Origin of the sequence: Pseudomonas sp. zfem004 (genome assembly GCF_032621715.1) — a bacterium.
GTDB lineage: Bacteria > Pseudomonadota > Gammaproteobacteria > Pseudomonadales > Pseudomonadaceae > Aquipseudomonas > Aquipseudomonas sichuanensis.
Map to the genome: position 1 here is coordinate 236,171 of NZ_JAVYJF010000002.1, position 12,872 is coordinate 249,042.

The window sequence follows — 12,872 nt, forward strand, 5'->3', positions numbered from 1 at the left end:
GATTGGGTCAGCGGTTGGCCCGCCGTTTAAGTAGTCAGATCAGGATCTTGCCGTGGCGCACGAAGGTCGGTTTGACCACCCGCACCGGGTACCATTTGCCGCGGATCTCCACCTCGGCGCGTTCGCCGGTAGCAATGGGCACGCGGGCCAGGGCAATGGACTTGCTCAGCGTAGGAGAGAAACTACCACTGGTGATCTCCCCTTCGCCAATCCCGGACACGCGGACCACCTGATGGGCGCGCAGCACGCCGCGCTCTTCCAGCACCAGGCCGACCAGTTTTTCCTGCACACCTTGCTCGATTTCCGCCAGCAAGCCAGCCCGGCCGATGAATTCACGGCCGGCCGGCTCCCAGGCAACGCTCCAGCCCAGGTTGGAAGTTAGCGGGGTGTGGGCTTCGTCGATGTCCTGGCCATAAAGGTTCATGCCGGCCTCCAGCCGCAGGGTGTCGCGGGCACCCAGCCCGCTCGGGGCAATACCGGCACCGACCAGGTCGTTGAAGAACGCCGGGGCCTGCGCGCCGGGCAGGATGATCTCCAGGCCGTCTTCGCCGGTGTAGCCGGTGCGGGCGATGAACCAGTCACCTTCGGCAACGCCTTCGAACGGGCGCAGCTCGCGGATCAGGGCCGCACGTGCGGGGCTGAGCAGGGCTGCGACCTTTTCGCGGGCATGCGGGCCCTGGATGGCGAGGATCGCCAACTCCGGGCGCAGTTTGAAACTGATGGCGAACCCGGCGCTGTGCGCCTGCAGCCAGGCGTGCACCTTGTCGCGGGTGGCCGCGTTGGCCACCAGGCGATAGCCGTCCTCGGTGCGGTAGGCGATCAGGTCGTCGATCACCCCGCCGTCGGCGTTCAGCAGCGGGCTGTAGAGGGCCTTGCCAGGGGCGTCGAGGCGGGTCACGTCATTGGCCAGCAGATGTTGCAGCCAAGGGGTGGCGGCACAGCCATCGATGTCGATGACGGTCATATGGGAGACATCGAAGACCCCGCAGTCACTGCGCACCTGATGGTGCTCCTCGACTTGCGAGCCGTAGTGCAGGGGCATGTCCCAACCGCCAAAATCGACCGTCTTGGCGCCGAGCGCCAGGTGCAGGTCATACAGAGGCGTACGCTGTCCCATGGGTTTCTCCTTCCGGGCGTGGCGAGGCGGCGGCAGTCGGCGATGTTCAGTCATCACCTGTTCTTGTAGGAGCCGCCGCTGCGAATGCCGCGCATTGTAGCCGCAAGCTGTCAGCCTGGCACCCTCAGCGCGGTTGCCCCGGACGATGGGCCGAACGGCGGATCAGACCGATGACCGGCAGCAGGCCGACCAGCACCAGGCTCAGCGCCGGCAACGAGGCGCGCGCCCATTCGCCTTCGCTGGTCATCTCGAACACCCGCACGGCCAGGGTGTCCCAGCCGAACGGGCGCATCAGCAGGGTGGCCGGCATTTCCTTGAGCACATCGACGAACACCAGCAACGCAGCGCTCAGGGCACCCGGCACCAGCAACGGCAGATACACCTTGAAAAACAATCTCGGCCCGGCGACCCCAAGGCTGCGTGAAGCCTCCGGCAGCGACGGGCGGATGCGCTCCAGGCTGCTTTCCAGCGGGCCGTAGGCGACGGCGACGAAGCGCACCAGGTAGGCCAGCAGCAACGCCGACAGGCTGCCCAGCAGCAGCGGTTTACCCGCCCCGCCCAGCCATTGCGAGAAGGGAATCACCAGTTGATTGTCGAGGTAACTGAACGCCAGCATGATCGACACCGCCAGCACCGAGCCTGGCAAGGCATAGCCCAGGTTCGCCAGGCCGACCCCGGCGCGGATGCCGGTGGTCGGCGCCTGGCGCCGGGCAAAGGCCAGCAGCAAGGCGGCGCAGACGGTGATCAACGCCGCCATGCCACCCAGGTAGAGGGTGTGCAGCACCAGCCCGAGATAACGCTCGTCCAGGTCATGCCGGCCCCGCTGCCAGCACCACACCAGCAGTTGCAGCAGCGGGATGACGAAGGCGCAGGCGAACACCAGCAGGCACCAGCTGCTGGCGGCGAACGCCTTGATGCCGCGCAGGTGGTAGAGCGCCTGCCCCCGTGGCCGTTCGTTGCCGCTGCGGCTGGCGCCGCGTGAACGACGCTCGCCGTACAGCACCAGCATCACCGCCAGCAGCAGCAGGCTGGCCAACTGCGCCGCGCTGGACAGACTGAAGAAGCCGTACCAGGTCTTGTAGATGGCGGTAGTGAAGGTGTCGAAGTTGAACACCGACACCGCGCCGAAATCGGCCAGGGTCTCCATCAGCGCCAGGGCGATACCCGCACCGATGGCCGGCCGCGCCATGGGCAATGCCACCCGCCAGAACGCCTGCAACGGCGACAGCCCAAGCACCCGCGCCGCCTCCATCAGGCCCTTGCCCTGAGCCATGAACGCTGTGCGCGCCAGCAGGTAGACGTAGGGGTAGAACACCAGCACCAGCACGGTGATCACCCCGCCGGTGGAGCGTACCCGGGGCAGGCGCATCGGCCCGAAGACTTCGCGCAGGGCACTCTGCACGGGGCCGGCGAAATCCAGCAGGCCAACGAACACGAACGCCAGGACATAGGCCGGAATGGCGAAAGGCAGCATCAACGCCCAATCCAGCCAGCGCCGCCCGGGGAACTCGCAAAGGCTGGTGAGCCAGGCCAGGCTCACGCCCACCACGGTCACGCCGACACCGACGCCCAGCACCAGGGTCAGGGTGTTGCCCAGCAGGCGGCTCATCTGAGTGTCGAGCAGGTGCGACCAGATCTGCAGGTCGACCGTCTGCCAGGACAGCAGCAGGACGCTCAGCGGCAGCAGCACCAGCGCGGCGATGAGGAAGACCGGGGGATACCAGCGGCGTTGGGGGGCGTGGGGCAAGGCGGGGGTCTCTTTTGCAGTGAGATAGCATCGCGGGGCAAGCCCGCTCCCACGGGCCACGTGGGAGCGGGCTTGCCCCGCGATGAATGCTCAAGAATAAGGCGCTGGACTCAGTTCCAGCCAGCCCGATCCATCAAGCGAATAGCTTCGGCCTGGCGCTTGCCGGCCACTTCCACCGGAATGCTGTCAGCCTTGAAGCTGCCCCAGGCCGCCACTTCTTCCGAAGGCTTCACCTTCGGGTTGGCCGGGAACTCCTGGTTGATGTCGGCGAACAGTTTCTGCGCCTCCTCGCCGGTCATCCACTCCACCAGCTTCTTCGCCGCTTCCGGGTGCGGCGCATGCTTGGTCAGGCCGATGCCCGACAGGTTGACGTGCACGCCACGGTCGCCCTGGTTGGGCCAGAACAGCTTCACCGGCAGGTCTGGCTTCTCTTTGTGCAGGCGGCCGTAGTAGTAGGTGTTGACGATGCCCACGTCGCACTGGCCGGCGGCGATGGCATTGAGCAGCGCGGTGTCGTCGGAGAACACGTCGGTGGACAGATTGTTGACCCAGCCTTTGACCAGCTTCTCGGTTTCAGCCTCGCCGTGGTTCTGGATCAGGGTGGCGGTCAGCGACTGGTTGTAGACCTTCTTCGCCGTACGCAGGCACAGGCGGCCTTCCCACTGCTTGTCGGCCAGGGCTTCGTAGGTGCTCAGCTCCGAGGGTTTGACGCGCTCGGTGGAGTAGACGATGGTCCGCGCACGCAGGCTCAGGCCGGTCCAGTCGTGGGACGAGGCGCGGTATTGCGCGGGGATGTTGTTGTCGATGATGTCCGACTTGATCGGCTGCAGGATGCCCATCTGCTCGGCCTGCCAGAGGTTGCCGGCATCGACGGTGAGCAGCAGGTCGGCCACGCCGTTCTGGCCCTCGGCCTTGATGCGCTGCATCAGCGGCGCTTCCTTGTCGGTGATGAACTTGACCTTGACGCCGGTCTTGGCGGTGTAGGCGTCGAACACCGGCTTGATCAGCTCGTCGATGCGCGAGGAGTACACCACCACTTCGTCCGCTGCCTGGGCGGTGCCGCCGAACAGCGTGAGGGCCAGGGCGGCCAGTAGGGGTTTGCGGGGCAACATGGGGGGCACTCCTCGCTGAGTTTGAGAGGTGCAAATGGTAGTGTTTCCCATTTTGCGACTCACCTGCGCAGCAGTTACCAGATGTTGCAAACAATCGCGGGGCAAGCCCGCTCCCACGTGTTTGTGGGAGCGGGCTTGCCCCGCGATTGGGCCTCAAGCCCTGGCCAGCTCCGGCAGGTCCCCGGACAACCCCAGCGCCTGGCGCACGAACATCGCCTTGGCCTCAGGCATCTGCTCCACCAGCTTCAAGCCACTGTTGCGCAACCAGCGCAACGGCAACGGGTTGGCCTGGAACAACCGTTCGAAGCCCTCCATCGCCGCCATCAGCGCCAGGTTGTGTGGCATGCGCCGGCGCTCGTAGCGGCTCAACACCTTCACATCGGCCAGACGCTCGCCACGCTCAGTGGCGCGCACCAGCTCCTCGGCCAGCACCGCAGCATCGAGGAAGCCCAGGTTGACCCCCTGCCCCGCCAGCGGGTGAATGGTGTGGGCGGCATCGCCGATCAGCGCCAGGCCTTCCTCCACATAGCGTTTGGCATGGCGCTGGCGCAGCGGTACACACACCCGTGGGTCCGCTTCAAGCACGTCGCCCAGACGCCCCTCGAAAGCCCGCTCCAGCGCAGCGCGGAACGCCGCGTCGTCCATCGCCATGGCCTGCTCGGCCTGCTCCGGAGTGGTCGACCAGACGATCGAGCACCAGTCCTGCTTACCATCGCGATCCAGCGGCAGGAAGGCCAGCGGGCCTTCGTCGGTGAAACGCTGCCAGGCCGTGGTGCGGTGCGCTTCGCTGCAACGCACGCTGGTGACGATGGCGTGGTGCAGGTAATCCCATTCACGGGTTTCGCAACCGGCCAGGCGGCGCACCGCCGAATTGGCGCCATCGGCGGCGATCACCAGCGGCGCGCGCAGTGTGCGGCCATCGGCGAGGGTCAGCAGCCACTCGTCGCCGGAGCGGCGCAGCTGCTCCAGGCGAGCATTGGCCAGCAGGCCGACATCGCTGTCGTGCAGGCGCTCCAGCAGGCCATCCTGGATGACCCGGTTCTCGACGATGTGACCGAGCACCTGGGCGTGCACGCTGGCCGCCGAGAAGTGGATCTGCCCGGTGCCGCTGCCATCCCAGACATGCATGTCCGAGTACGGCGATACCCGCCGCCGGGCGATGCCGTCCCAGGCCCCAAGGCGCTCGAGGATGCGCTGGCTGGCCGCCGACAGCGCGCTGACGCGCGGCTCGAACGGTGCCTGGCCATCGAAAGGCTTGACCGACAGCGGGCCGCCATCGAGCAGGAGAATTTCCAGGCCACTGTGGCGCAGGGCCAGGGCCAGGGCGCTGCCGACCATACCGGCACCGACAATCAACAGATCTGCGCGCATTTCCATGCCTTACGCCTGCCTCGCTTGCGGCTTGAGCCGCACATATAGGGTTTTGTCGACCCGCGCCACCAGCTCACCGGCGCCATCGCGGATCTCCACCTGCAACCTGGGCAGGTATTTCTTGCCGCTGGCGGTCTGCTGGCGAATCTCGTCCAGCAGCGCGTCGTCGACGTGGAATTCGGCGTACACCGGGCCCTTGCCCGGCGAGATGAAATCGATGCTGGCGGCCTTGTCCCAGACGATGTATTCGCGCCCCAACTGCTCGATCAGCAGCAGCATGTAGAACGGGTCGACCATCGAGTACAGGCTGCCGCCGAACTGGGTACCGACGTAGTTGCGGTTCCACCGCGTCAGCTTCATGCGCACCTTGACGCTGCGCATGTCCGGGCTGATGGCCTGGACGCGGATGCCGGCCCCCAGGTAGGGCGGGTAGCAGTTGAGCAGCCAGCGCAGCAGGCGGGCCTTGCGCGCGAGCTTGCGGGGATCGCTCATGGGCGACCCCGCGGGTCAGGGCGGGTGCCCAGGCCCATGGCCTGGCGGGCGAACCAGCTTTTTGCCGGTGGCAACAGATCGAGGCCCAGCAGGCCGAGGTTGCGCCCGGTGGTGATCAGTGGCTGGTTGCTGCCAAACACGCGGGTGACCTGGTCGGAGAAGCCGATGGTCAGCGCCTGGTCGAGGCGCTGACGCTGCTGGTAGGCCTGCAACGTGGCCAGGTCGCCCGGTTGTTGCGGGCCGGCCAGCAGCGCGTCGGCCAGCGACTGCACGTCGCGCAGCGACAGGTTGAAGCCCTGGCCGGCAATCGGGTGCAGGCTGTGGGCGGCGTTGCCGAGCACCACCAGGTGCGGGCGCACCTGCTCCTGGGCCTCGACCAGCGCCAGCGGGTACAGGTGCCGCGCGCCCACCTGGCGCAAGGCGCCGAGGCGGTAGCCGAAGGCGTCCTGCAGCTCACGCAGGAAGCTGCGCTCGTCAACCTCGGCCAGGCGTCGGGCGTCCATGCCCTGGCGGGTCCAGACCAGCGCACAGCGGTTTTCCGGCAACGGCAGCAATGCCATCGGGCCTTGCTCGGTAAAGCGCTCGAACGCCTGGCCACGGTGGGCCTCGCCTGGGGTGATGTTGGCAATCAACGCGCTCTGGTCATAGGGCGTGCTGCGCACGTGAATGCCCAACTGTTCGCGCAAGCCCGAGCGGCCGCCGTCGGCCAGTACCGCCAGGTCGCATTCCAGCGAGGTATCGTCGTCCAGTTGCAGGCGGTAGCCGCCGGCGATGGCCTGCATCGCCTTGACCTCGGCCGGGCAGCGCCAGCTCACCACTTCGTTGTCGATGGCCTGCCACAGGCACTGGCCGAGCCAGGCGTTCTCGACCACGTAACCCAGCGCCGGCACGCCTTCTTCGAGCGCATCCAGGCGGGTGGCGCCAAATCGGCCACGGTCGGACACCTGGATCTGGCTGATCGGCTCGGCGCGGCGGCTGATGGCCTGCCACAGGCCCAACTGCTCGTAGATCTGCCGGGTGCCGTAGGACAGCGCCGAGGAGCGCGCATCGTAGCTGGGCTGGAAGCTGTCGCCCGGGGCGAACGGCTCGATCAGCAGGATTTTCCAGCCGCGGGCCTTGGCCCCGGCCTGGAGCGTGAGGGCAAGGCTGGCGCCAACCAGCCCGCCACCGATGATCGCCAGGTTGACCCGATTCATGCCACAGCCTTGCGGGCATCGAGCATCAACGCTTCGATCTCGGCGATGGTTCTCGGTACGCCCGAGGTGAGGATTTCACAACCTTGCCTGGTGACTACCACGTCGTCCTCGATCCTTACGCCGATGCCGCGCCATTTCTTGGCGACGTTCTGGTTGTCGGCGGCAATGTAGATGCCCGGCTCGACGGTCAGGGCCATGCCCGGTTCGAGCACGCGCCACTGGCCACCGACCTTGTATTCGCCCACGTCGTGCACATCCATGCCCAGCCAGTGCCCGGCGCGGTGCATGTAGAAGGCGCGGTAAGCCTCGCTGTCGATCAACGCCTGCACCTCGCCCTTGAGCAGGCCCAGCTCCACCAGGCCTTCGGTGATCACCCGCACGGTGGCCTCGTGTGCATGGTTCCAGTGCTTGCCGGGGGCGATCACCGCAAAGGCCGCGGCCTGGGCCGCGAGCACCAGTTCGTAGATCGCCTTCTGCTCCGGCGAGAAACGCCCGCTGACCGGGAAGGTGCGGGTGATGTCGCTGGCGTAGCAGTCGATCTCGCAACCGGCGTCGATCAGTACCAGGTCACCGTCCTTGAGCGGCGCGTCGTTCTGCTGGTAATGCAGGATGCAGCTGTTGCGCCCGGCCGCGACGATCGAGCCGTAGGCCGGCATCTTCGCCCCACCCTTGCGGAACTCGTAGTCCAGCTCGGCTTCCAGGCTGTATTCGTGCAGCCCGGCGCGGCAGGCCTGCATGGCCCGCACATGGGCCCGCGCCGAGATCGCCGCGGCCTCGCGCATCACTTTCACTTCCGCCGCCGATTTATACAGGCGCATGTCGTGCAGCAGATGATCCAGGGCAACGAATTCGTTCGGCGGCTGCGCGCCCAGGCGGGCCTTGGAACGGATCACGTTGATCCAGTCCATCAACCGGCGGTCGAACTCGGGGTTGCTGCCCATGGCGCTGTAGACCCGCTCGCGGCCTTCGATCAGGCCGGGCAGGATCTCGTCGATGTCGGTGATGGGGAAGGCGTCGTCGGCACCGAAGTCGCGCATCGCCCCGTCCTGGCCGGCGCGCAGGCCGTCCCACAGCTCGCGCTCAGGGTTGCGTTCGCGGCAGAACAGTACGTACTCGCCGTGCTCGCGGCCGGGGATCAGGGCGATCACCGCCTCGGGCTCGGGGAAGCCGCTGAGGTACTGGAAGTCGCTGTCCTGGCGATAGACGTGCTCGACGTCGCGGTTGCGGATGGCAACCGCGGCGGCGGGCAGGATGGCGATGCTGTTGGGGACCATCTGCGCCATCAGCGCCTTGCGCCGACGGGCGTACTCCGCCTTGGGTATGTGGCTCATGGGCAAACGACCCCGAATCGATCAGTGCAGCGATGGCTTGGGCGCGGGCGCGGCCGGTGCGGCCAGCTCGGTGTACAGCAGCAGCGGGGCGACGCGCAGGTACTCCATGACTTCCATGTAGTCGCTCTCGCCGTCCTCGGACTCTTCCAGCGCTTCCTGGACTTGCGAGATGGCTACCAGGTCCTGGAGCACTTCCTTGGCATCGGTGGACAGGTCCTTGCCGCCGGCGTTCAAACCGAAACCGGTGATGAAGCCCTGGCACCACTGGCCCAGCGCGGTGGCGCGGTCGCTCAGTGCGGCATCGTCGGAAGGCAACAGCAGCACGATGGCGACGTCTTCGCCGGTCAGCTCGGCCTTGACCATCTCCTGCAGGCCGACCAGGGCATTGCGTACCGTGTCGCCGGGTTCGGTTTCCAGCAATTGGGCCGCGTCCGCCAGCCAGGCATCGGCATCGAAGCCGGCACCGGCGCAGCTGCGGCCGATCAGCAGGCCATGCAGCTCGGCCGGGGTGACAGGGTGGCCATTGCTCGACAGCAGCATGGCGAAGGCGATGTAGGGCGATTGGGTATTGGGCATGGGCAGCTAGGCGCCAGACGGCGCAATGACTAGAATGAAGGCCTTGTATCCTAGCACCGGCAGGCGCGCCAAGACCATCAGCACTGGCCGCGTGGCGACTGTGCGGGCATGATCGCAAGGTGAGCCGACGATGGAGCGAATCGAGTGCAACCCATGCAAGAGAACGACCTGCAAGCGCTGATGAGCCGGTTCGAGTCGCTGATCGAGCGGGTCGAGCAACTAAAACGGCAAAACGCACTCTTAGTAGCGCAGGAAAAAACCTGGCGCGAGGAGCGCGCCCACCTCATCGAAAAGAACGAGATCGCCAAGCGCAAGATCGAATCGATGATCCTGCGCCTCAAGGCCCTGGAGCAAGACTCATGAGTTCAAGCAATAGCGTCACCGTCCAGATCCTCGACAAGGAATATTCGATCATCTGCCCGCCCGAGGAGCGCAACAACCTGGTCGGTGCCGCCCGTTACCTCGACGGCAAGATGCGCGAGATCCGCAGCAGCGGCAAAGTGATCGGCGCCGACCGCATCGCAGTCATGGCCGCCCTGAACATCACCCACGAGCTGTTGCACCGCCAGGACCGACCGGAAGCGCCGGCCAGTGGCGGCACCACCCGCGAGCAGGTGCGCGACCTGCTGGAACGGGTCGATCAGGCGCTGGCCGACGATCCGGTTAGCAAAAACGACTGAGATTGGTATACTGGCGCCACTCCCTGGGGGATGCGCCAGTCGGTTATGTCCCTGAGCCGATACGCACAACCACGGGGGTTGCACGCTGGGGCCGGTGTGCATGTCCGCCCGACGGAAAGCCTTAACGCCCCCTGCAATCTCCACCTTGAACTTTCGGGTTCAAGGGCTACACCGATAGCGGTCTTGTCGGGGAGCCTGCTTCAGAACTGCCCGCCTCACACGGCGGGCATTTCGTTTTCTCTGGGAACGCCCGTGCCATGACCGACACCGCGCCGCTCACCCGCCCCCAGCTTCGCCGCCTGCTGCGCAATGCGCGCCGCGCCCTTACACCCGCCCAGCAAAGCCAGGCCGCCCTTGGCCTGTACCGCCAGCTGGCGCAGGATCCGTTGTTCCGCCGCGCCCGCCACATTGCCCTGTACCTGCCCAATGACGGCGAGATCGACCCGCGCCTGTTGCTGCGCGAGGCACACAAGCGCGGCAAGCGCGTCTACCTGCCGGTGCTGCACGCCTGGCCACGCACGCGCATGGTGTTCCAGCGTTTCGAGCAGGGCGAAAAACTAAGGCTTAATCGCTTCCGGATCTCGGAACCGATCATCGAGCGCAAGCGCCAACGACCCGTCTGGGCGCTGGACCTGATCCTGCTGCCGCTGGTTGGTTTCGATGAGGTGGGGGGGCGTCTGGGTATGGGCGGTGGCTTCTACGACCGCAGCCTGGCTTACATGGGGCGGCGCAAGGGCTGGAAAAAACCGCTGTTGCTGGGGCTGGCGCACGAATGCCAGAAAGTCGAACGCCTTGATCAGGCCAGCTGGGATGTACCGCTGCGAGGGACGGTCTCGGACCGTGACAGGTACCTGGCGCCGAGGTGATCAGGCGCGAGAATAATGTGGATCAGCGCTGCTGTTGCGCCGGGTCGATCGGCATCTGCTGGCTGGCGGCGTCCAGCTTGCGCTCCCACAGGCCCTGCGCATAACCGGTAGTCACCACGCCCAGGCCGAAAATGAAGGCGAGGATCCAGAGCAGGTCCGGTTTACGTTGTTTCATCGAATGCCCCCCTAGGCAAACTGTCCATGCTCGGCGCCTTTATGGGTGGCGGCCGGAGCGTCTGTCTTTAAAATCGGCGCATTTTCCGCCAACGTGAGCCCACACGCAAACGTTGACGCCAACCGGCTGTCGGTTTGATGCAACGAGTTATTTCAAACCCTTTCAGGAGCAGTATCCATGGCCTACTGGCTGATGAAATCCGAGCCCGACGAGCTCTCCATCGAAAGCCTGGCAAGGCTCGGCAGCGCCCGCTGGGACGGGGTACGCAACTACCAGGCGCGCAACTTTCTGCGGGCCATGAGCGTCGGTGACGAGTTTTTCTTCTATCACTCCAGCTGCCCGCAACCAGGCGTGGCCGGCATTGCCCGAATCAGCGCCGCCGCCTACCCGGACCCGACCGCGCTGGACCCTGCAAGCCACTATCACGACCCCAAGGCCAGCGCCGACAAGAACCCCTGGAGCGCCGTGGACGTGGAGCATGTGCAGACCTTCCGCCAGGTACTCGGCCTGGGCCTGCTCAAACAGCAGGCCGCCCTCGAGGAGCTGCCGCTGGTACAGAAGGGCAGCCGCCTGTCGGTGATGCCGGTAACCGCAGCTCAGTGGGCGGCGATCATCGCCCTGGGCCGTTGATTACTGCACGATAAGGTTGTTGAACAGCAGGTCCTCGACGATCGGCTTGCCCTCTTCGGCTTCCATCACCTGCTGTACCTGCTTGAGCGCGTCCTGGCGCAGTTTTTCCTTGGCTTCGACGTTGCTCATGTTGTCCACACCTTGCTGGGTGAACAGCGCCACCAGTTGGTTGCGGATCAGCGGCTCGTGGTGCTTGACCGCGGCGGCGGCGGCATCGCCGGTCACGCGCAGGGCAACGTCGGCCTTGAACACCCGCAGCTTGGGGCTGCCGTCGAGGGCATAGTTGCCGACGAAGGGCGGGCTGAGGCTGATATAGCTCACCTTGGGCGCCCCTTCCTTGGCCTCCTCGGCCATCGCCGCGGCTGGCAGCATCAGGGCCAGCACCATCAAGATCCACGCTTTCACCAATTACGCTCCTCAATACAGTTGGCGCCAGCTTACCCAGCGCGCCGGGCAAACCCAAGCCCGGGCTTATGCCGGCACATCAGGGCGGGCCATGCTCGTTGACCGGCCAAACGGCCCTCCTACACTTATCGGCCACCACACGCAAAGGAATAGCCCTGATGAAAGCCTTGTTGTGCAAAGCCCTGGGCCCGGCGCGGGACCTGGTTCTGGAAGAGGTCGCCAGCCCCTCGCCGAAGAAGAACGAGATCCTGCTGGAGGTACATGCTGCCGGGGTCAACTTTCCCGACACCCTGATCATCGAAGGCAAGTACCAGTTCCAGCCGCCCCTGCCGTTCTCGCCCGGTGGTGAAGCGGCCGGCGTGGTCGCAGCGGTCGGCGAGAAGGCCGGTGCATTCAAGGTCGGTGACCGGGTCATGGCCCTGACCGGCTGGGGCGCCTTCGCCGAGCAGGTGGCGGTGCCGTTCTACAACGTGTTGCCGATCCCCGCGGGCATGGACTTCACCACCGCGGCTGCCTTCGGCATGACCTACGGCACCTCGATGCACGCGCTGACCCAGCGTGGCCAGCTCAAGGCCGGCGAGACCCTGCTGGTACTGGGCGCCTCGGGGGGCGTGGGCCTGGCGGCGGTGGAAATCGGCAAGGCCCTGGGTGCTCGGGTGATCGCTGCCGCCAGCAGCGCCGACAAGCTGGCGGTGGCCAAGGCAGCCGGTGCCGATGAGCTGATCGACTACAGCCAGGCCAGCCTGAAGGACGAGATCAAGCGCCTGACCGGCGGCCAGGGGGTGGATGTGGTCTACGACCCAGTCGGTGGCGCGTTGTTCGACCAGGCCGTGCGCGGCTTGGCGTGGAACGGGCGGCTGCTGGTGGTGGGCTTTGCCAGCGGCACGATCCCGCAGCTGCCGGTGAACCTGGCGCTGCTCAAGGGCGCGGCAGTGATCGGGGTGTTCTGGGGCGCGTTCGCCCAACGCCAGCCGGAGGACAACGCAGCCAACTTCCGCCAGCTGTTTGCCTGGCATGCCGAGGGCAAGCTGAAGCCGTTGGTGTCGCAGACCTTTGCATTGGCTGAAGGGGGGGCGGCGATCGAGCGCCTGGCGCAGCGCCAGGCGGTGGGCAAGCTGGTGGTGACCGCCCGGTAGACCTTATCGCGGGTCAAGCCCGCTCCCACGAGCGTCGC

At 66.2% G+C, this 12,872-nt stretch carries 15 protein-coding genes and 1 other RNA gene; 6 read left to right on the forward strand and 10 right to left on the reverse strand.

What is annotated here, in order from left to right; translation table 11 throughout:
* Positions 1–34: 34 nt before the first annotated feature.
* From gcvT to RTH46_RS03320, 8 genes are all read right to left on the reverse strand, one after another.
* Entirely contained in the window at positions 35–1,117 is a 1,083-nt protein-coding gene (gcvT, locus tag RTH46_RS03285) for a glycine cleavage system aminomethyltransferase GcvT (protein WP_153785599.1), read from the reverse strand.
* Between the two features lie 124 nt (positions 1,118–1,241).
* Entirely contained in the window at positions 1,242–2,864 is a 1,623-nt protein-coding gene (locus RTH46_RS03290; protein WP_153785598.1) for an ABC transporter permease, read from the reverse strand.
* A 110-nt stretch (positions 2,865–2,974) separates the two neighbouring features.
* Positions 2,975–3,976: an extracellular solute-binding protein gene (locus RTH46_RS03295; protein WP_316905042.1), complete on the reverse strand. Its 1,002-nt coding sequence runs from the start codon at positions 3,974–3,976 to the stop codon at positions 2,975–2,977.
* A gap of 153 nt (positions 3,977–4,129) precedes the next feature.
* Positions 4,130–5,347, reverse strand: coding sequence for a 2-octaprenyl-3-methyl-6-methoxy-1,4-benzoquinol hydroxylase (locus RTH46_RS03300; RefSeq protein WP_178125771.1), 1,218 nt, complete (start codon positions 5,345–5,347; stop codon positions 4,130–4,132).
* 9 nt (positions 5,348–5,356) lie between these two features.
* Positions 5,357–5,839: a DUF4442 domain-containing protein gene (locus tag RTH46_RS03305; protein ID WP_110992150.1), complete on the reverse strand. Its 483-nt coding sequence runs from the start codon at positions 5,837–5,839 to the stop codon at positions 5,357–5,359.
* Positions 5,836–7,035: a 2-octaprenyl-6-methoxyphenyl hydroxylase gene (ubiH, locus tag RTH46_RS03310; protein WP_153785595.1), complete on the reverse strand. Its 1,200-nt coding sequence runs from the start codon at positions 7,033–7,035 to the stop codon at positions 5,836–5,838. The genes RTH46_RS03305 and ubiH overlap by 4 nt, the downstream gene beginning before the upstream one ends.
* Positions 7,032–8,366, reverse strand: a complete 1,335-nt coding sequence (gene pepP, locus RTH46_RS03315) for a Xaa-Pro aminopeptidase (RefSeq protein ID WP_125462174.1) — start codon at positions 8,364–8,366, stop codon at positions 7,032–7,034. Before pepP ends, ubiH begins: the two co-directional genes overlap by 4 nt.
* Positions 8,367–8,387: 21 nt before the next feature.
* The gene (locus RTH46_RS03320) at positions 8,388–8,942 is read right to left on the reverse strand and encodes a YecA family protein (RefSeq protein ID WP_153785594.1); all 555 of its coding nucleotides are present in this window, start codon (positions 8,940–8,942) and stop codon (positions 8,388–8,390) included.
* A 153-nt stretch (positions 8,943–9,095) separates the two neighbouring features.
* Here RTH46_RS03320 and RTH46_RS03325 point away from each other — a divergent pair, with 153 nt between their 5' ends.
* The 4 genes from RTH46_RS03325 to RTH46_RS03340 all read left to right on the forward strand — a co-directional run bounded on the left by RTH46_RS03325 (position 9,096) and on the right by RTH46_RS03340 (position 10,488).
* Positions 9,096–9,305, forward strand: coding sequence for a TIGR02449 family protein (locus RTH46_RS03325; RefSeq protein ID WP_110992146.1), 210 nt, complete (start codon positions 9,096–9,098; stop codon positions 9,303–9,305).
* The gene (locus RTH46_RS03330) at positions 9,302–9,622 is read left to right on the forward strand and encodes a cell division protein ZapA (protein WP_153785593.1); all 321 of its coding nucleotides are present in this window, start codon (positions 9,302–9,304) and stop codon (positions 9,620–9,622) included. The genes RTH46_RS03325 and RTH46_RS03330 overlap by 4 nt, the downstream gene beginning before the upstream one ends.
* Before the next feature lie 17 nt (positions 9,623–9,639).
* Positions 9,640–9,819: non-coding RNA, 6S RNA (ssrS, locus tag RTH46_RS03335), on the forward strand.
* Positions 9,820–9,879: 60 nt separating this feature from the next.
* Entirely contained in the window at positions 9,880–10,488 is a 609-nt protein-coding gene (locus tag RTH46_RS03340) for a 5-formyltetrahydrofolate cyclo-ligase (protein WP_316905043.1), read from the forward strand.
* Positions 10,489–10,510: 22 nt separating this feature from the next.
* On the opposite strand, the gene RTH46_RS03345 is transcribed toward RTH46_RS03340, so the two are convergent.
* Entirely contained in the window at positions 10,511–10,663 is a 153-nt protein-coding gene (locus tag RTH46_RS03345) for a hypothetical protein (RefSeq protein ID WP_178125766.1), read from the reverse strand.
* Positions 10,664–10,840: 177 nt separating this feature from the next.
* Here RTH46_RS03345 and RTH46_RS03350 point away from each other — a divergent pair, with 177 nt between their 5' ends.
* Positions 10,841–11,293 (forward strand): EVE domain-containing protein, encoded by a 453-nt coding sequence (locus RTH46_RS03350; RefSeq protein ID WP_316905044.1) that lies wholly within the window; start codon positions 10,841–10,843, stop codon positions 11,291–11,293.
* On the opposite strand, the gene RTH46_RS03355 is transcribed toward RTH46_RS03350, so the two are convergent.
* Entirely contained in the window at positions 11,294–11,698 is a 405-nt protein-coding gene (locus tag RTH46_RS03355; RefSeq protein WP_125462169.1) for a flagellar basal body-associated protein FliL, read from the reverse strand.
* A 158-nt stretch (positions 11,699–11,856) separates the two neighbouring features.
* Between RTH46_RS03355 and RTH46_RS03360 the strand changes: the two genes are divergently transcribed.
* A complete protein-coding gene (locus RTH46_RS03360; RefSeq protein WP_316905045.1) occupies positions 11,857–12,834 on the forward strand; it encodes an NADPH:quinone oxidoreductase family protein in 978 nt (325 codons plus the stop codon).
* Positions 12,835–12,872 lie beyond the last annotated feature (38 nt).

What these genes read in the sequence shown, in the direction of transcription:
- gcvT (WP_153785599.1), bottom strand. Translation starts at nt 1,117, where the DNA reads ATGGGACAGCGTACGCCTCTGTATGACCTGCACCTGGCGCTCGGCGCC.
- RTH46_RS03295 (WP_316905042.1), bottom strand. Translation starts at nt 3,976, where the DNA reads ATGTTGCCCCGCAAACCCCTACTGGCCGCCCTGGCCCTCACGCTGTTC.
- RTH46_RS03300 (WP_178125771.1), bottom strand. Translation starts at nt 5,347, where the DNA reads ATGCGCGCAGATCTGTTGATTGTCGGTGCCGGTATGGTCGGCAGCGCC.
- RTH46_RS03305 (WP_110992150.1), bottom strand. Translation starts at nt 5,839, where the DNA reads ATGAGCGATCCCCGCAAGCTCGCGCGCAAGGCCCGCCTGCTGCGCTGG.
- ubiH (WP_153785595.1), bottom strand. Translation starts at nt 7,035, where the DNA reads ATGAATCGGGTCAACCTGGCGATCATCGGTGGCGGGCTGGTTGGCGCC.
- pepP (WP_125462174.1), bottom strand. Translation starts at nt 8,366, where the DNA reads ATGAGCCACATACCCAAGGCGGAGTACGCCCGTCGGCGCAAGGCGCTG.
- RTH46_RS03320 (WP_153785594.1), bottom strand. Translation starts at nt 8,942, where the DNA reads ATGCCCAATACCCAATCGCCCTACATCGCCTTCGCCATGCTGCTGTCG.
- RTH46_RS03325 (WP_110992146.1), top strand. Translation starts at nt 9,096, where the DNA reads ATGCAAGAGAACGACCTGCAAGCGCTGATGAGCCGGTTCGAGTCGCTG.
- RTH46_RS03330 (WP_153785593.1), top strand. Translation starts at nt 9,302, where the DNA reads ATGAGTTCAAGCAATAGCGTCACCGTCCAGATCCTCGACAAGGAATAT.
- RTH46_RS03340 (WP_316905043.1), top strand. Translation starts at nt 9,880, where the DNA reads ATGACCGACACCGCGCCGCTCACCCGCCCCCAGCTTCGCCGCCTGCTG.
- RTH46_RS03345 (WP_178125766.1), bottom strand. Translation starts at nt 10,663, where the DNA reads ATGAAACAACGTAAACCGGACCTGCTCTGGATCCTCGCCTTCATTTTC.
- RTH46_RS03350 (WP_316905044.1), top strand. Translation starts at nt 10,841, where the DNA reads ATGGCCTACTGGCTGATGAAATCCGAGCCCGACGAGCTCTCCATCGAA.
- RTH46_RS03360 (WP_316905045.1), top strand. Translation starts at nt 11,857, where the DNA reads ATGAAAGCCTTGTTGTGCAAAGCCCTGGGCCCGGCGCGGGACCTGGTT.